Consider the following 16,778-nt stretch of genomic DNA (forward strand, 5'->3'; position numbering starts at 1 on the left):
CGCCGCGCATACTCCGGGCAGTGATGCGGCACTGGATCCCTCAGCTCCGCCCCTGATGTGATAATGAGGAGATGTGATGATAACCGGAAAAATAACGCTTCACATGGTCTGTTTTTCGCTGGGCTGTTTGACGGCTGATGCGGTTGCAGATGCGTCAGTAACGCCGCCTTCGAGCGTGACGCTGGGCATCGCCGCAATCAATGCACCGCGCTACAGCGGCGCAGATAAACAGCACTGGCAGCTGATGCCGCTGGTCCAGGCACGCGATGGCGCACTCTTTTTCGACTCGCAGAAAGGGGTGGGTTATGACCTGCAGACGGACAATGGCTTCTACCTGGAGCATACGCTGGGCTACGGGCTGGGGCGTTCTGACCGGAATTCCTCCTGGCGCGACGGTGACGATCGGCTCAGAGGAATGGGAAAGATCGACCCGACGCTGAACACGTCACTGGCGCTGGGATGGTCAGTCACGCCGTGGCTGGTGCTGGAGGAGAAAGCGACGCTGCCGCTAAGTGACAGCCAGGGGGTTCAGTACCGGACATCGGTCACGCTGATTCCCTTACAGACCAGCAGCGACACCCTGGCCCTGCAGGTCGCGGCATTATCAGGCGATGGACGCTATATGAACACCTGGTATGGCGTGAGCAGCCAGCAAAGCGCACAGAGCGGGTTTCTGCGTTATGACGCGGCGAGTGGATTTTATGGCACCGACAGCAGTCTGACATGGAGCCATCAGTTTACGCCCGCGTGGGCCGCCAGCGTTATCGGTGATTACACCTGGCTGGATAAACACGCTTCGGACAGCCCAATCGTTGCCCGGCGCAACAACGCATCGGCGACGCTGGCTCTGAGCTACACGTTCTGATCGGTTTCATGACCTTATCAGAGCGCACTGCTGTCAGGCTGCTTCTGCCGGTTCAGTGTCGAAGAGGCGCTGACGAATTTGCTGAAAGATAGTCGTTAATGTGACAGGGCAACGCTGCCAGACTGTCTCGCCTCTTTATTCATGGCCATTGGTTTCCCCCAGGGTATTGACGCTGAAAAACTATTTTTTCTGACTGAAGAGTCAGCGGACCAGGGCGCTTTCGTTCGCGAACGCACACAGCGATTACCACAACATGGAGATACAGTGATGACTATTGCACAGCCGCTTCGGCAGAAAGGCGCTGATGTCGGGACTGGAAAAGGCATCGAAAAAGGGCGCGCAGATGGTGAACGCGAAGCCACTCTGAAAATTGTGCGCAATGCTTCACCGTGGCCCTGAGCATAAGCCTGTTATGGCGATAACAGGCCATGCGTCAGACAGGCTGACAACACTGCAGCGCTGAACTTAACGCGGACCGGTTGTCCCGATGCCGGTATGCCAGCGCTGAACACCTTTCAGCCTTCGCTGGGGGAATGGCGCTGCAGAAAATGCCAGCTGGCCCCCAGCATGCCGGAGTCATTGCCATAAGTTGCCGCATCAATATGGATATCAAGATCATATTTTGCCAGCTGCTCACCAAGCTCCCCCATAAATGGCTCGCGGGCGGTAATTCCTCCTCCAATAAAAATCATCTGCGGATCAAAAACGCTGAACAGGTTATATAAACAGGCCGCAAGGTCCTGATAGAACTGAGTGACGACCTTCTGCGCAGCGTCTTCGTTTTGATCGTACGCGTCGAAAACGTCTTTGCCGCTAACGTCATCAATGGGCACGCCTCGCATCTGACTGTAATTTCTGCGCAGGGCTGTCATGGTGCAGCTCTGGCTCATCGTATGGCGTTCGATGTCGCTGCTGGTGGGACGTGACGTGAGCAGACAGCCAAACTCGCCTGCCCGATTGCGGCCTCCCCGGATCAATGCGCCGTTGCAGAAAGCTGCACCACCAAGTCCTGTGCCGATCGTCAGCATGAGAAAATCATTCAGCTTTTTGGCTTTTCCCAGCCACTGCTCGGCCAGTAAGGCACAGTGTGCATCGTTTTCCACGGTGACAGGCAGCGACGTTTTCTCTGACAGCCACTGGCTCAGATGAAAATGATCGAAGTCCCGAATCGTGCCGCCCATAGCAATATATCCGGCGTCGGCGTCGATATAACCGGGTGTACTGACAGCGATTCCCGTACAGCCTGGGTTCTTTTCCAGCCAGGTCAGGATTTCTTTAAGTATCGCGTCGCGCCGGTTATGTGAAATATCACTACTGTCGCTGACAAGAATATTTCCCTGATTGTCAACGACGCCCATTTTTAATGAGGTGCCGCCAATATCGAAAGCTGCAATTTTCATTGATGTCCCCGGAGGTGATTTTCTCCCGAATAAGTGTAGTGCTGCTGAGGATCGTCAGACTGCGCTTTACAGGCTATTTTTGTCAGGACAGATGCAGATTAACAGAGAATCTTCGCTGCCGAATCGCTCTCCGGCACGACGGCAGCCGCCCGTTCCGGCACCATGACATTCACCGGGCAGGAGAGGGCGTTACGCAAGAAACTGTCAGATTATTGAAATAATCCTCCCCTGAACGCGTCGGCAGCCCTGAGTCCGGACGGGATGTCAGTTTCTGACAGGTAAAAAAACGTTATCTGGCGAGAATAGCGTCACAATTGTCGATACTGAATCAAATAAATAATCCAGAATGCCACACTGACCTGAACACAGGGTTCCGACACCGGCAGAGCTGAATGATCTCCCTGGTGCTTCTTTATATAAGCTGAATTATACTGTCGCAAATGAGCATATATTCAGTGAATTCTTAATGATTTACATCATCGACGACCAGATTGCTTACAATTCTGATGACTGTACGCTCAGTCATATTCCCACTCAGGAAACGCTGAGTCTGAGCATCTCATCCGGCAGATTGTTTGAACAGCTACTGAATTCACAGGGGGACATATTGTCACGTGACGCTCTGCTGACCGAGGTCTGGGATAAGTATGGTCTGCGTGGCTCAAACAGTAATCTGAATCAATATCTGAGCGTTCTTCGCAGAGCACTTGCAGCTTATGGTTGTGAAAATCTTATCATCACCATTCCAAAAATTGGTATTCGCCTGAATACTGAAATCAGCATCAAGCGTCAATCCTCATCTTTGCACACGCCTGCAGAAGTGCCGGACAATGAAGGACTGTCAGAAGTCATCGTTGAAGAAAATAAGAATCCGGCAACGTTGCCTGCACCTGATATCAGTCATAACGTTACCAGACGAATGACCCTGACGGCAGTGCAGGTTGCCATCCTGTTTATCATACTGGCTGCGACGGGAGCGATTTTCTGGTATTTCAATGCGCAATATAGTGCTGAGAAAAGATCACCCATGAGCACGATTAAGCTGGCAGGAGGATGTGAGGCCGTAATCCTGCAGGGGCTGGATATTTTTGAAAAAAATTCGGTGAGTAAACAGATGCTTGAAATACTCAAAGAAAATAATCAGTCCTGTGTTTCAGGAAAGCGTTTGTACTTCGACAAAAACCCTTCGATCGATACTGATAATTATGGCCGAACCATTCTTTCTGCATGTAATCTGGATGGCCAAAACCATATCATTTCCTGCGAAAACTTCTATTATCTGGACTGGAGAATGTATTGAAGCGTAATGTCAGCCTTATAATAATTGTCATACTTAGCACACTGGCAGCAATAGTGGCCAGCCTGCATTATAAAAAACAGGATAACGATTATTCGTTTCGTTGCTCTGCCTTCAGTCGGTATGATCTCAGCCGCCGTGAAGGAAAATCTCTCTATTTCTATGTCTCCCAGGATTTGCGATTTATTAACCAGAGCACGGGTTATTTACTGATTAATGGACAGGCAACGTCGGGAGGGGATGTTACAGTCGTAAACCGGCGTATTGCATTACTTCAGGGAAGGAAAATAGATAGCAAAACGTATGGTTATAAAATCAGTAATGTTATCACGTCGTCAGATGATACGACGCCTGATGATATCTTTAATAAGCTTCTGGCAGAGATTACGCTTGATCCCCAGTCATTACAGATAGGCGTTTCTCAAATTGACAACAATATGTATCTTATCAGAGGGCCGCTATCGTATCTCTTCACCTGTAAACGATACTGATGGCTTTATTTGTCAGATTTCATCTTTATTATTGGGGGCCGTGACGCGTCCGTATGGCCTGCTGAAATATCTGCTGATCTGGCCGCTGCGTCGAAAAACAGCCTTTAATACTCCTTTCATTAAAGCCGTGCCCCGTATTTTTCAGGGCACGGCTTTAACCTGTCTGATGTTAGGTTTTCTGCGTGCAACGCACCTTTCATAAATCAGCTTTCCCGCTTTGCAGGGCGCGTTCCATTTATTGCAAAAAGTCATCAGTCTGTCACGCTCACAGTTAAAATTTGATGCAGGGATGATCTGATGATGGCATCTTGTTAACTGTAAATTCGACCTCTTTCAACAGCTGAATGCGATGTGCTAATTCTGGTCTCACCGCTTTACCTTAACCTGGCTTATAGCTGTCTTTTTTTCCCGACAGACGAAAAAAGCTGTAAATTATGGCCGTCAGACCAGCACCGCTAAGTTATTTTAAATTTTCCCTGTTGATGATTCTGCCTTTTTTGAAAGATACATTTGAGCGAAAAGAAAAAAGACAGGATTTACAGCACGTCTTGCTCGCGGACTCTGTACGTCAGCAACCATACTACAATTCAGGGCGACCCTTTCATTCTCGCTCATTAGCAATATTTATTATGCTATGTGCTGGTGCCTCTGTCAGACGTCGATATGAAAATCGCATGTTTAGCGAATAACCGCATCAATGTGGCTATGTGCTAACTAAAGCATCATATTTTAACGCAAAATATTGAGGCTGTGATTGAAAAATGGTGAAAGTGTTACTGTTAAAGTCATTCCTGAATAAGACCCTCAGTAAAACAAAAACTCCCACATCAGTTCTTTTATCTAATTTTTATGTAAATGACGATATATAAAACTAAATAATAATCGATTTGTAACTTAAGTGTCCAGTGTGGGTCCGTTGTGATTTAATTCATTTCACATTTTATTGCGTTGGCTGATTACCTTCGCTAAGAGGAAATTAACAATGGTTCCAAATTGGTTCTGGTTTTTTAAGCATAAAAATTTTTTATTATTTTTTTTGGCACGAAGGGTCTTTATTTAGCACATTTATAACATTGGATATCAAATGAACATGACAGATTGCATATTTAGGAAAAAAGTTATAACACCATCAGTTAGTTGTCACATGCTAGATTGATATACTGATTATATTTGATTTATAGGGTGTAATATCTGGTTGTATGGCCATTGACTGGTTTTGTTGTCTTTCTTTTTGCGTGTTTGTGGTGTTGAATTTTAATGTGACGGTTTTATTATAGCAAAACCTATATCATATTAATTTTTTGTTCACACTCTGGAGGGAGTAAAACTCTGCAGTACACCAGGAGAAAGAAGAGACTAACAACAAACAGATTTTACTAATTTTATTACTGATACTAATTTTGTATTGGTCAGATTGAGTTTATTATTATGTACAGAGTGATCGAAAACCATGAACGCGTTATCAGTGCATTAGCCGAACATGCGCAAATTGCAGACCCCGATGAGATTTCACGTGGTAAACGTCGTTATCATCTCACACGGGACAATGTAAGACGTGTCATGTTCATTCTTGATGGTGATTTTTTACTTAAAATTAAAGGTGAAAACAAGGTTCTGAATATCTTATCTGCTCCGTTCGTCGTTGGTGTCACGCCAGCATTAGATGAGCAGCCCGTTTATCTTGAGAGGATTGATTACGGAAAGGTGAGCTTTATTGAGTATGACCTTTTCTGGCGACTCATTTTTGAAAAAGATATTTTTAACGATGCCATGTCAATTCTGTCGGGACAGTATTCAGATCTCATGAACTACATCCAGCTCTCGAAGAAAAACTCGCATGATGAAGTCATTTCTCTGATTGAGAGATGGAAAAAGCTGCCGCCACATTTAAAGAAGCGCTTTTCTGCTTTGTATCTGATTGAGCATAGCTCTCATCTCTCTAAAAGCTCGATTTGCAGGGTGCTGAAGGAGCTTAAAGAGAAAGGTGAACTGGTACTGATTAACGGTAAGTTTACCTGATTGTTTTGTTTTTATTTTTGATATGCCTAAGGGAAAAAATGGACTTTAATGTTGTTTGCACAGATGATAATTATTTCTTCAGGCTAGGCATTTCAAAAGTAATTGAAGAGGTGCTCCTGTCTGAAACCCGCGTAAATTTTTTATCGGGTTTCGACAGCGAGTGTCTGAAACAGGCCGACTTTATTCTGGTTAATATGTCGCAATGGCGCCTGTACATGTGCCAGCCTGCTTATCGTGAGCGAAAGCCAGGGAGTATCATCATCGCATTTACTGAGGAACCAGAGGATATCATCAGAACACAGCTTCCTGTCTGTTACCGTTCGCTAATCGTCATTTCCCGTCATGACTCAATCAGGGTGATTTTTGAAAAGATCCTGCGGGCATGGCTGGCCTTTCATGCTCGGGCAAGGGCGTTTTCGCCGTCTGACTGTGAGCATTGCGGATATGCCAGAATCACAGTTGTCCAGTTGCAGGTCCTGAGCTTTTTAAAAAAAGGTTATGGTGTAACTCAGGCAGCAAAACGTCTCAATATATCAACGAAGACAATATATGCACATAAGTACAATGTGATGAAAAAATTCGGGTTGCGGGGTGATAAAGAATTCAATGCGTTTATTAATGATCTCTCTTTGATTGAGCTTTATAAAGGCATAATCAGTTAAGGTGATAATGTATTAAAAGCCAGCATCGATAAATCATGAGCTTATTCGTATAAATATTAGCTGTCAGTAAACAAGCGAGAGAGTGCTATGCTTAAAAAAATTCGTCAGAAACGTAACTATCCACTTGTTCCGTTCAACATTGTGACGGCAGTGATACTGGGTGTGGTTTTTTTACTGTTCACCTATCTGTACGTTAACTATTTCTCTTCTGAGACTATGGCCCACGCGTCCGGCATTGCCTGGCATGATATTGGTCCTGATATTCACTCCTGAACTGGCTGATCAGGTTTTCAGCCGTGCAGTGAAAACCTTGCCTTACTCATCTCAGTTACTGTTCTTATTTAGCGCAGGACCTGCGATTAGATCTTCTCTGTGAAGGTAAACGCATCATTGTGTGACTATCAGGGATGTTCGGGTCAGCAGGTCAAATTTTTGTCAGTTCTGTGTACGATTTTCACATCGCAACATCATCTGGACTTCAGGCGCAATACTCCGCAAAATGATACGTGAACCAAACAGGCGTGATGTATCTCATACTCGCTGGTCAGGCGAAATATTATCCCTGGTTGTGAACGACATATTCTGTTCACAATTCCCCCATTTTCTCAGTTTCTCACTGTCAGCCCGGTCTGACGTATGACTTTTTAAAAGCGAGCTACGCAATTACTGAGCTTTGTTTTATCAGGGCCAGCTGCTTTCTGCTATAAATGTGTTTTATTGCGATGGCACGGCTGCCTGTTGAATGGAGAAAATGCGTTTCTGACATAAAAGGTGGATACCGCATTATCGCTCTGCATTCCCTGACCACGATTGCCGTCTTTAACACGCCGCTTTCAAAATAGCATCACACTCTTATTTTTGTCATTACGTGCTTTTAGCCGCTTAGTAAAGGGATTAAAGCGTCTTAAATAAGAGTGGTTATTAAATTTTTATTAAATTTTAATATTTAAGTTAATTCTGTTTGTTTTATTTTTTTGTAATTAACGCATTGATTTGCTGTGATTTTTTGAGTGAATAAGGCTTGTTTATTGATTTGCATCAATTTTTAAAGCTGCGCTGATTTTAAGCGTTGATTACCCCGATGTTAGAATTTAATTAAAGGTTCTTTTAATGATTAAATGCTATGGGGACAATCCATTGAAATATTTTGGAAGCGCAGCGCTATGCTGCACCTTCTTTATCTGCACGGATTCGTATGCCGGTATCATGCTTAATGATATTGATGTTCAGGAGTACCGTGATTTTGCAGAAAATTCAGGAAATTACTCTGCAGGCAGAATGCGCGCGCCTGTTTACAAAAAGGATGGATCACTTTCCGCCTATCTGGATTTTCCCATGCCGGATTTTGGCGGTGTTGCCTCACTGGGATATGCAACGCTTGTTGCACCTTCCTATGTTACCAGCGTAAAACATAACTCCGGCTATAAAACGGTAACATTTGGTAATGGCGCGCTCTATGCGAATACCTATAACCTCATTAATCGCAATGAAAACAGCACTGAGGATTTTCATTTGCCGCGCCTCAACAAGGTCGTCACTGAGGCTGCCCCCTATCCTTATGTGAGCAGAGCTGACTATCTGGCAAACTATAAATCGAACTATTCCTGGTATACCCGGCTAGGTACCGGTACTCAGCAGCAAATTAATGACGATCAGACTGAGCGGGTTCTGCTGGCAGGCGCTTATGCCTGGAAGAGTGGGGGACTATTAGCGCAACCAGTGTACGGGACACGTCTTACTGGGCTTATCTGCGTTATTACAATCTTGGACCTGATGATAATGGAACCACGCCTCTCTCAATCGGTGCTAATGGCGGGGACAGCGGCAGCCCGGTATTCGCGTGGGATGATAGTGACCAGCAATGGAAACTTGTTGGCGTCCATGTCGGCTATGACGCGGATGAAGGTCTCTACAGAAAACGTGCAGCGGTGGGCTATATGCCCGGTGACTTCATCACGTCGGTTCAGTCTGGCAACGCCTCACCTGATGTCGCAGATGTGGCGGATAAAGGGCCGATACTTTGGGATGAGAGCGGTATAACCCAGGGAGGGTCCTCATGGTCGTGGACTGGACTGGGAGAAAGCTATGCCTCTGTTCTACCTTCAGCCGCCTCTGATAAAGAGCTTGATGCGACAAAAGACCTGCGTTTTAACGGGGCGGGGAATCTTATCACCCTTGATTCAGCCATCAACATGGGGGCAGGTAAGCTCCGCTTTTCAAATAATTATACCGTTTCTCCTTTAACGAATGTGAATGCGACGTGGGTTGGCGGTGGTGTTGAGGTTGATGCCGGTAAAGAGGTCCTGTGGCAGGTCAATGGCCTTGCTGGTGATGCTCTGCATAAAATTGGTGAAGGTACATTGCACGTCAATGCCAGGGGAGTGAATCCGGGCGCGCTCAATGTGGGTGAAGGTACGGTTATCCTCGATCAGCGCACAGATGACTCTGGCAAAAAGCAGGCTTTTTCTTCGGTCACTTTAGTCAGCGGCCGTCCTACCGTTATTCTCGATGATGAAAACCAGGTTCCCACGGATCAGATATTTTTTGGATACCGCGGCGGAAAACTTGATCTGAATGGCACTACGCTCGATTTCAAAAAAATAAATCATACTGACAGCGGCGCCCGCCTGATCAACAGTAGCCAGAATCCATCAACGCTCAATCTCAATGGTTTTCAGGCGAAAGATATTCCGATTAATAAACTTAACTCTGACGATCGCAACGGTACGCCAGGATCGATATATATTTACAAAAAAAATAACAACCCTGCGGAATATTTCCAGCTTAAAAAAAGCAGGTATGTCTATTTTCCTCGCTCTAAAACGTCAACATCGGACTGGCAATATCTGGGCACAGATCTGAATCAGGCCATCAATTATCGCCTGTCCCAGCTTGATACCAACGTGTTTCGTGGTTTTCTGGGCGAAACACGAGAAAATGCATTCAATGGTGTAATGAATGTCAACATCCGGAATCCAGGCACATCAGCAATCACAGCCCTGACCGGTGGTATGAATCTGAATGGTGATCTGAACGTGTCTGATGGCACCACCGTTCTTTCAGGCCAGCCAGTCGCTCATGCCGGAGGGGTGGTAATCGATGACGACTGGAACACGTCATTGTTTAAAGCCCGGCAGATAAACGTGGGCAGTGGCGCGCATTTTCAGGTGGGAGAATATGCTGGCGTTAACGCTGATATTGTAGCGGCGGATTCTGCCACACTCTCTTTCGGCTATAACGATAGCCAGCTGGCAGCGGAAAAAAGCTGGCGTTGTTATGCTGTGATCAATTCTGATAACGTTTCGTGCACGCAACCCGTGCGCAGTACTGAAACACTGGCGGCGCTGCCGGCCAGTGAAGTCAATGGCAATGTTCAGCTGGCTAACCAGTCCTCACTCTATCTTGGAAAAGTAAATTATCAGGGCGCTGTCATCTCCACAGGCAATAGCGCAATGACGCTGGGTTCAGATGCAAACTGGACCATGACGGACAACAGTAATGTGACGTCTGTGATGGCACAGCGTGGTTCGCGGCTTTCAATGGTACCTGACGGCAGCTGGCATGCTAAAACCTTACATGTTGATACGCTGAATGCGACTGGGATGAATCTGCTGTTAGGCGTTAAACCTTCAACACTGGAAAGTGACAAGCTGATTATCAGAGAGTCTGCAAATGGCGGAGATAACCTGCTGGATGTGAGTCTGCTCATGAATAAGAAAGAGCCGGTCTCGCTGTCTCAGGATCTGGTGATGGTGGATGCACCAACCGGAACATCTGCCAGCTACTTTACCTTTGCCAGTAACTACAGCGGTTTCAGCGTTTATACACCGAACTATCAGGTAAAGGAAAATAACGACCGCGTGCAGTGGGTGCTGAAAAGTAATCACTCTTCTGAATCTCTGCCAGAAACGGATGCGACCGCGTCTGAACCGGCCTCTGTTCCGGAGGAAACTTCAGCGCCTGAATCGGCGCCGGTTTCAGAGGTCACCACCGCATCTGAACCGACTTCTGCCTCAGAAACTATTTCTGCGCCTGAATCCGCGCCTGCAACAGATTCCGTATCTGCATCATCAGAGGGGCAGGCGGTAAGTCAGGAGGTGTCATCAGACACAGCGAAGGATAAAACTGCAACAGAAGCCAGAATGCAGGACAGTGCAAAAACTGAAGAAAAACCGAAAGCCAGTAAAAGCGCGGTCGGGGAAACCGAAAAGGCAGAAGCCGATGCCCGGTCAGTAGTGGCATTCAATCCGGATGACTGGTTCACGGTTCATGACAACCAGCCACTCATCCAGCATACCCGTGCCCTGCTTGCTTCACGCCAGTACATTTTTAGTGAAGCCGTCAGCCAGCTGCACAATCGCATCGGGAGTCTGCGCATGTCACCAGAGCGCAGTGGATCATGGGCTACCATTGAGCAGCGAAACGGGCATTTTATGGGGCTGAACGCCCGTCAGCAGACGCTGAACGCAGGCTGGGATATGCACAGTGATACGCAGACAGCGGGTATCAGCGCCAGCTACACACAGGGTAAAGTCAAAGGCGAGGGGCAGGAGAAACACTGGCTGGCCACAGCCGGGGCATATTACAGCTGGCAGTCTGAATCCGGATGGTTCATTGATACTGCCAGCCGCTACATGTACCTGAACCAGACGTTATCGCTGGACCCGGGCCTGAACATCAATCGTAGTAACCAGGAGAGTCAGATGCTCGCTGGCAGTCTCCGCAGCGGCTACCAGTTCAGAATGGCCGACGATACGTTGTCAATTTCACCCTACGTGGGTGTCAGCGGCGGCGTGATATCAGGTTACTCGCTGAAAGGAAAAGATGCAGAAGTATCGTTGAGCTCATCAGCGCCTTACTTTACGACTACCGGTATCCTGGCTCAGAAACGCGGGCTGGGAAGCGCTCTGCTTGGTGTAAATCTCAGCGCGAGTCTTGAATACCAGTACTCACCCGGTAAAAACGGCTCCACTACCTCGCTTTCAGATCGGCAGTCAACCCGTCAGTACAGCGCCTGGTCTGATAACCGATACCGCAGCAGCGTGAGTCTGCAGGGCGTTATTTCACCTGACCTGTCGCTCGTTGCGAAAGTCGACACCAGTTTTGGTGGGGAGTTTAAAACGGATTACAGTGGTCAGGTTGGCTTCGCCTGGCACTTCTGACAGCCAAAGCGCGATAGTAACGGAGCATCACTCCTGTCCGGGGTGATGCTCTTTGTTTTTAACCATCTGTCGATAAATGCTGCAGCGACTAGCCCTGTATTAAATGGCGTTGCAGAACTTTCCCGACGGCCTTCCTGTGTTGCAGATCACTCTCCCCTCTGCCTGACAGCACTTTACTGCGGGTTTTATGCCCGGCATGACCCGTAACATTTTTACGCTATAAATCAACGCACAATCGATATGAAAACCTTGTCTGGATCCCGTAACAATCACCAGAAGATCGGCTGACGCAGCGTACCTGAACAGAGTCAGAACTGACGCTTTTTACGTCAGTGAAGGGGGGGGAAGTGATGACATGATTATCACTGCGCGATGAAAGCGGACAACCCGCCCCTGCATCCAGTCAGTGCAGACCAGTATGGACTTCGTTATACGTGTCAGGGGGCCCGTGAAAACCCTGCTTTTCAGACCAAGCAGGGCAAACGAGGAAAAATTTTATTTTTTATCGAATAGAAACCACGTCTGAGCTGTTTACTACAGAGTGCTGCTCCAGCGCACTGTATACGGCGGGCGTCAGCGCCTGCCCCCATAGTTCCGATGAGGATACGTTATGATGACGCGCTCTGATCTTTTTCTGTTTGCTGTCCCTGTACTGTTATTGATGCTGCATGCCCCGCTGAGCATGGCGATGGGCAATGATGACAGTGAGAAAAAAATGCCGGACTGCCCTAAAGGCCAGGTCTATGACAGTCAGAGCAAACGCTGCGTGCCCGAGAAAACCAGCAGGCTGAGTGACGGCGATATAACGCGCTATGCATATCATCTGGCGAAAAAGGGCGACTATCAGGCGGCCCTGAACCTGCTGGATACGCTGAAAAATCCCGACACGCGCGAAGCCTGGAACTACCGTGGCTATGCCACCCGCAAACTGGGTCGCACGGATGAAGGGATTGGCTATTATCAGCGTGCGATTGCCCTCGATCCCCGTTACGCTAAGGTACGCGAATATCTGGGAGAAGCCTGGCTGATTAAAGGACGCCCGGACCTGGCGCGCGAACAGCTGAAAACGATTGCCGGAATCTGTGGCACCGGGTGCGAGGAGTACCGCGATCTGCAGGCCGCCATTCAGGGCCATCCTGAGGTCTGATACGGCAGGGAGGAGCGTAAAATCACTCACAGCGACATCCGTCAGCATCTCGCAGAGCATCTGACCCGGCTCTGGCGTTACGGCTATGTGCTGTCACACGATCGTGACCTGGCAGAAGAGCTGGTGCAGTCAACCTGCGTACGCGCGCTGGAACGCAGCGCGCAGTTCACGCCAGGCACACGCATGGATCGCTGGCTCTTCTCGATCCTTCACTCCATCTGGATCAGCGATCTGCGGGCGCGAAAGGTCCGCCAGGGGCAGGGATTTGCAGACCCCGATGCACTGCTGGCCAGTGACACGCACGCCCTCAGCGACGACAACCGCCAGTTCCGGCGCATTATGCAGCAGGTTAACGCCCTACCGGAGGCGCAGCGAAACGCGCTGTTTCTGGTTTACGTTGAAGGACTGACCTATCAGGAGGCGGCAGAAACTCTCGCCGTCCCGATTGGCACCATTATGAGCCGTCTGGCCGCTGCCCGGGCCACGCTGGCCAGGCAGACGGCGACCGCCCCCGCACCGCAGGAGAAACGGCGATGAGCAGAGAAACGTTTACGCCAGCCTGGCGCGATGAGGCCATCGTCGCCTGGCTGGATGGTGAGATGACCCCGCAGGAAGCCGAACTGTTTGAGCAGGCGCTGGCTGACAATCCCGATCTGAACCGGCGGCTTGAGCAGTTCCGGCACAGCAGCCTCGACTTCGGGCAGGCGTTTGCCCCGCTGCTGGCGCAGGCGCCACAGGCCAGAATGGCCGAACGACTGGCGGCCATCACGCCACCGGCACCAGCCAGAACCTATAGCCGCCGCGCCCTGATTGCCGCTTCGGTAAGTTTTCTGCTGGTGGGCAGCGGCATCGGTCTGCTGGCCAGACCGGGCGAAAAGAGGGAGGATGAAAGCCAGAGTATTCGCGATCTGGAGGCACGGTATATGTCGCTGTACAGTGCTGAAACACTGGCCGATCTGCCGGATGATGGCGTCCTGTTGCAGAAGGGGCTGGATCGGACCCGGCTCGACTTAGGGTTACAGCTGCACCCGCAGCAGTTGCGCCTGCCGGGTGCTGAACTAAAAATGGTCCGGATCCTGCGCTATGAACGGACTTCAATCGCGCAGATCGCCTGGCTGCACGCGGATTACGGCCCGATGGCGCTCTGTATCTCACCGGCCTCGCACGGCCCGGAGCCGATCGCCCGTGAACGGCGGCATGGAATGGAGCTGGCCTGGTGGAACCGGGATAGCTTCCAGTATGTGCTGATTGGCCGCAATCCGGCTCACCAGCTGGCGGCTATCGCCACTACCCTGCAGACCGCGCTGGCGTAGTCTGGCTACGCCTTCAGCGGAGCGGGGCGTTCACCTGCGCGGCAATCGCCAGCGCAATGTTCACCTGGTCATCCACCACCCCGACCAGCCGATCCACCCGGAATGCGGTGCGGGAGATCGCGGTTGATGCATGCAGGGCCAGCGAGCGTGAAGCAGGATCGATCGCTTCACCGCTGTCGAGCGAGGCAAGCATCATCACCGGACGGCTGACCTCTTTCACCGTCAGCACGCCAAAAATCCGGTACTGACCTCTGCCCAGCGCGACAACGCGGCTGCTGACGAAATGAATCTGCGGGTAGTGCTCAGCATCAAAAAACAGATCGCTCTTCAGTTGCCAGGTGAGCAGGCTGTTTGACGCCACCAGCGTGCCGACCGGGATACTCACTTCGACATGGTTATCACGGTCGTCATCCGGATTCAGTATCACGCTTCCGGTCACGCCCTGCAGTCTGGCCTGTGAAAAATCGTGACCAAAGGCACGCCAGGAAAGACCAATGGTTGTTTTATCCGGAATAATGGCATAAGTCATTGGTGCGGCATAAAGCACCGGGCTGAGCAGGGCAAGCAGAGCGCATAAACAGGCGGCACGGTTCATCTCTATTTTCTCTTTTTCTGGCAGACCCAATGTTAACGCCTGACTCCGCGATTCTATTCAATTTTTAGCACTGTTTTTACGTTTCAGGTACATTTTATCGTAAAAGATAATAACTACGCGCTACCTGATTTCACAACAAATAACCGGTAATCTGGATTCAGAACAGGCGTGGCCGGCAATATTAAGATTGCATTAAGATTATTCTTTGTAATCGGTTTTTTATGAGTGCACGTTGCTGCCAGCTTCAGCTGACAATAGAGTTCCACTCTGGAATGAGCTATTAAAATCATGGGGTTAATATTAATTCTCTGCGTATCCTGTTTCACGGGTGCAACGTTTGTGGCAGCTGTGGTCACCCACACCTTCTGATTTTTAAACACATTTTCAATGAAACTTAAATAACGGCTATTAAGCATAATATCTGCGATCTGAAAGTGAACTTTTCCGGAAATCCTCAAGTTATCCTCTTTTTAATTTTACGGTTATTCACGTCATCCATTTAATGTTCAGTTAACTTTTGTGAGGTAGTTTGTATTAGCCGTCCGGCAACCTGAATTGCATAACGGGAAATCAGGGCGTTGATAACGCTATTGCCGGATGTAAATAAACCGCTATTTAAATTCTTTTTCCGGCGTTGTGCCTGATTAAAACGCGCGACAGCTTACAGGTTGATCTGCAGGAGTTTTAGCATGGATTTTTTGCCCTTTTCCCGCCCTTCGTTCGGTGATGAAGAGTTGGCTGCTGTTAAGGCCGTATTTGACTCGGGATGGATTACCACCGGAGCAAAATGCGCCGAACTGGAGCAGGCTTTTGTTCAGCTGACCGGCAATCAGCACGCCATTGCGGTCAGCTCTGCCACGGCGGGGATGCATGTGACGCTGATGGCCATGGGGATCGGGCCTGGCGATGAGGTGATCACCCCTTCCATGACCTGGGTCTCTACCCTGAACCTGATTACGCTGTTGGGCGCGACGCCGGTCATGATTGATGTCGATCCTGACAACCTGATGGTGACGGCGGAACAGATTGCCCCGGCAATCACTTCCCGGACACGCGCCATCATTCCGGTACATTACGCTGGTGCGCCCGCCAATCTTGCGCCAGTTTATGCGCTGGCTGAACAGCACGGCATCGCCATCATTGAGGATGCTGCTCATGCGGTGGGCACCCTCTATCATGGCCAGCCGGTGGGACATCGCGGCACGGCGATATTTTCTTTCCACGCCATCAAAAACATCACCTGCGCAGAAGGCGGCCTTGTCGTGACGGATGACGCCACGCTCGCCGATCGTATTCGCAGTCTGAAATTTCATGGCCTGGCGGTAGATGCGTTTGATCGCCAGACCCAGGGACGGCTGCCTCAGGCAGAGGTGATGATGCCTGGCTTCAAATACAATCTGCCAGATATCAGCGCAGCTATCGCGCTGGTTCAGCTGCAGAAACTGCCCGGCTTTATTGCCCGCCGTCGTGAGATCGCGGAACGCTATCTGGCGGCACTGCGCACGCTGCCGTTTACGCCGCTGTCACTGCCTGACTGGCCCCATGAGCATGCGTGGCATCTGTTTATTATCCGGGTGGATGAACAGCGCTGCGGCCTGTCACGCGATGCGCTGATGCAGGCACTGAAAGAGCGAAACATCGGCAGCGGCCTGCATTTCCGGGCAGCCCATACCCACAAATATTACCGCAACCACTATCCGGATCTGTCGCTGCCCGCCAGCGAACGTAACAGTCAGCAGATGTGTTCGATCCCGCTGTTCCCGTCGATGACGGACCAGGATGTTGAGCGCGTCATTCAGGCTTTACATGACATTGCCGGGGCCTGAG

Annotated in this window: 14 protein-coding genes and 2 pseudogenes; 14 read left to right on the forward strand and 2 right to left on the reverse strand. The window is 49.5% G+C overall.

All coding sequences use genetic code 11. The annotated features are described in order from the left end of the window. Nucleotides 1-76 precede the first annotated feature (76 nt). Together ACLHDD_RS18425 and ACLHDD_RS18430 are read left to right on the forward strand one after the other, a co-directional pair. On the forward strand, nucleotides 77-865 hold the full coding sequence (locus tag ACLHDD_RS18425) for a MipA/OmpV family protein (RefSeq protein ID WP_427105295.1): 789 nt from the start codon (nucleotides 77-79) through the stop codon (nucleotides 863-865). A 267-nt stretch (nucleotides 866-1,132) separates the two neighbouring features. Further along, a complete protein-coding gene (locus tag ACLHDD_RS18430) occupies nucleotides 1,133-1,264 on the forward strand; it encodes a hypothetical protein (RefSeq protein WP_427105296.1) in 132 nt (43 codons plus the stop codon). Nucleotides 1,265-1,380: 116 nt separating this feature from the next. On the opposite strand, the gene ACLHDD_RS18435 is transcribed toward ACLHDD_RS18430, so the two are convergent. Further along, the gene (locus tag ACLHDD_RS18435) at nucleotides 1,381-2,265 is read right to left on the reverse strand and encodes an ROK family protein (protein WP_427105297.1); all 885 of its coding nucleotides are present in this window, start codon (nucleotides 2,263-2,265) and stop codon (nucleotides 1,381-1,383) included. 466 nt (nucleotides 2,266-2,731) lie between these two features. Between ACLHDD_RS18435 and ACLHDD_RS18440 the strand changes: the two genes are divergently transcribed. The 11 genes and pseudogenes from ACLHDD_RS18440 to ACLHDD_RS18490 all read left to right on the forward strand — a co-directional run bounded on the left by ACLHDD_RS18440 (nucleotide 2,732) and on the right by ACLHDD_RS18490 (nucleotide 14,356). Further along, nucleotides 2,732-3,565, forward strand: coding sequence for a winged helix-turn-helix domain-containing protein (locus tag ACLHDD_RS18440; protein ID WP_427105298.1), 834 nt, complete (start codon nucleotides 2,732-2,734; stop codon nucleotides 3,563-3,565). Further along, nucleotides 3,562-4,053: a FidL-like protein gene (locus tag ACLHDD_RS18445; protein ID WP_427105299.1), complete on the forward strand. Its 492-nt coding sequence runs from the start codon at nucleotides 3,562-3,564 to the stop codon at nucleotides 4,051-4,053. Before ACLHDD_RS18440 ends, ACLHDD_RS18445 begins: the two co-directional genes overlap by 4 nt. A gap of 1,428 nt (nucleotides 4,054-5,481) precedes the next feature. Continuing rightward, the gene (locus ACLHDD_RS18450) at nucleotides 5,482-6,072 is read left to right on the forward strand and encodes a helix-turn-helix domain-containing protein (RefSeq protein WP_427105300.1); all 591 of its coding nucleotides are present in this window, start codon (nucleotides 5,482-5,484) and stop codon (nucleotides 6,070-6,072) included. A 38-nt stretch (nucleotides 6,073-6,110) separates the two neighbouring features. Continuing rightward, the gene (locus ACLHDD_RS18455; protein ID WP_427105301.1) at nucleotides 6,111-6,734 is read left to right on the forward strand and encodes a helix-turn-helix transcriptional regulator; all 624 of its coding nucleotides are present in this window, start codon (nucleotides 6,111-6,113) and stop codon (nucleotides 6,732-6,734) included. 87 nt (nucleotides 6,735-6,821) lie between these two features. Next, the gene (locus ACLHDD_RS18460) at nucleotides 6,822-7,007 is read left to right on the forward strand and encodes a hypothetical protein (RefSeq protein ID WP_427105302.1); all 186 of its coding nucleotides are present in this window, start codon (nucleotides 6,822-6,824) and stop codon (nucleotides 7,005-7,007) included. A 933-nt stretch (nucleotides 7,008-7,940) separates the two neighbouring features. Continuing rightward, a pseudogene (locus tag ACLHDD_RS18465) lies at nucleotides 7,941-8,393 on the forward strand (S6 family peptidase); the annotation flags it as partial. 140 nt (nucleotides 8,394-8,533) lie between these two features. Beyond that, nucleotides 8,534-8,581: pseudogene (locus ACLHDD_RS18470) on the forward strand (hypothetical protein); the annotation flags it as partial. Between the two features lie 402 nt (nucleotides 8,582-8,983). Further along, nucleotides 8,984-11,896: an autotransporter outer membrane beta-barrel domain-containing protein gene (locus ACLHDD_RS18475; RefSeq protein WP_427105303.1), complete on the forward strand. Its 2,913-nt coding sequence runs from the start codon at nucleotides 8,984-8,986 to the stop codon at nucleotides 11,894-11,896. A 610-nt stretch (nucleotides 11,897-12,506) separates the two neighbouring features. Further along, nucleotides 12,507-13,043: a tetratricopeptide repeat protein gene (locus ACLHDD_RS18480; RefSeq protein ID WP_427105304.1), complete on the forward strand. Its 537-nt coding sequence runs from the start codon at nucleotides 12,507-12,509 to the stop codon at nucleotides 13,041-13,043. Between the two features lie 87 nt (nucleotides 13,044-13,130). Further along, complete coding sequence (locus tag ACLHDD_RS18485; protein ID WP_427105305.1) at nucleotides 13,131-13,580, forward strand: sigma-70 family RNA polymerase sigma factor; 450 nt, start codon at nucleotides 13,131-13,133, stop codon at nucleotides 13,578-13,580. Continuing rightward, a complete protein-coding gene (locus tag ACLHDD_RS18490) occupies nucleotides 13,577-14,356 on the forward strand; it encodes an anti-sigma factor family protein (RefSeq protein ID WP_427105306.1) in 780 nt (259 codons plus the stop codon). Before ACLHDD_RS18485 ends, ACLHDD_RS18490 begins: the two co-directional genes overlap by 4 nt. A gap of 13 nt (nucleotides 14,357-14,369) precedes the next feature. Here ACLHDD_RS18490 and ACLHDD_RS18495 read toward each other — a convergent pair whose 3' ends face one another. Beyond that, complete coding sequence (locus ACLHDD_RS18495; protein WP_427105326.1) at nucleotides 14,370-14,951, reverse strand: YceI family protein; 582 nt, start codon at nucleotides 14,949-14,951, stop codon at nucleotides 14,370-14,372. Nucleotides 14,952-15,640: 689 nt separating this feature from the next. Between ACLHDD_RS18495 and arnB the strand changes: the two genes are divergently transcribed. Next, nucleotides 15,641-16,777 carry a UDP-4-amino-4-deoxy-L-arabinose aminotransferase gene (gene arnB, locus ACLHDD_RS18500; RefSeq protein ID WP_427105307.1) on the forward strand — a complete coding sequence of 379 codons (1,137 nt, stop codon included), beginning with the start codon at nucleotides 15,641-15,643 and terminating at the stop codon, nucleotides 16,775-16,777. Nucleotide 16,778: the final 1 nt, after the last annotated feature.

Origin of the sequence: Pantoea sp. NSTU24, assembly GCF_050157905.1 — a bacterium.
In the GTDB taxonomy this organism is placed as follows: domain Bacteria; phylum Pseudomonadota; class Gammaproteobacteria; order Enterobacterales; family Enterobacteriaceae; genus Pantoea.

Bases quoted from the DNA above. Each gene is read 5' to 3' on its own strand.
- ACLHDD_RS18425 (WP_427105295.1), top strand. From the start codon at position 77: ATGATAACCGGAAAAATAACGCTTCACATGGTCTGTTTTTCGCTGGGC.
- ACLHDD_RS18430 (WP_427105296.1), top strand. From the start codon at position 1,133: ATGACTATTGCACAGCCGCTTCGGCAGAAAGGCGCTGATGTCGGGACT.
- ACLHDD_RS18435 (WP_427105297.1), bottom strand. From the start codon at position 2,265: ATGAAAATTGCAGCTTTCGATATTGGCGGCACCTCATTAAAAATGGGC.
- ACLHDD_RS18440 (WP_427105298.1), top strand. From the start codon at position 2,732: ATGATTTACATCATCGACGACCAGATTGCTTACAATTCTGATGACTGT.
- ACLHDD_RS18450 (WP_427105300.1), top strand. From the start codon at position 5,482: ATGTACAGAGTGATCGAAAACCATGAACGCGTTATCAGTGCATTAGCC.
- ACLHDD_RS18455 (WP_427105301.1), top strand. From the start codon at position 6,111: ATGGACTTTAATGTTGTTTGCACAGATGATAATTATTTCTTCAGGCTA.
- ACLHDD_RS18460 (WP_427105302.1), top strand. From the start codon at position 6,822: ATGCTTAAAAAAATTCGTCAGAAACGTAACTATCCACTTGTTCCGTTC.
- ACLHDD_RS18480 (WP_427105304.1), top strand. From the start codon at position 12,507: ATGATGACGCGCTCTGATCTTTTTCTGTTTGCTGTCCCTGTACTGTTA.
- ACLHDD_RS18490 (WP_427105306.1), top strand. From the start codon at position 13,577: ATGAGCAGAGAAACGTTTACGCCAGCCTGGCGCGATGAGGCCATCGTC.
- ACLHDD_RS18495 (WP_427105326.1), bottom strand. From the start codon at position 14,951: ATGAACCGTGCCGCCTGTTTATGCGCTCTGCTTGCCCTGCTCAGCCCG.
- arnB (WP_427105307.1), top strand. From the start codon at position 15,641: ATGGATTTTTTGCCCTTTTCCCGCCCTTCGTTCGGTGATGAAGAGTTG.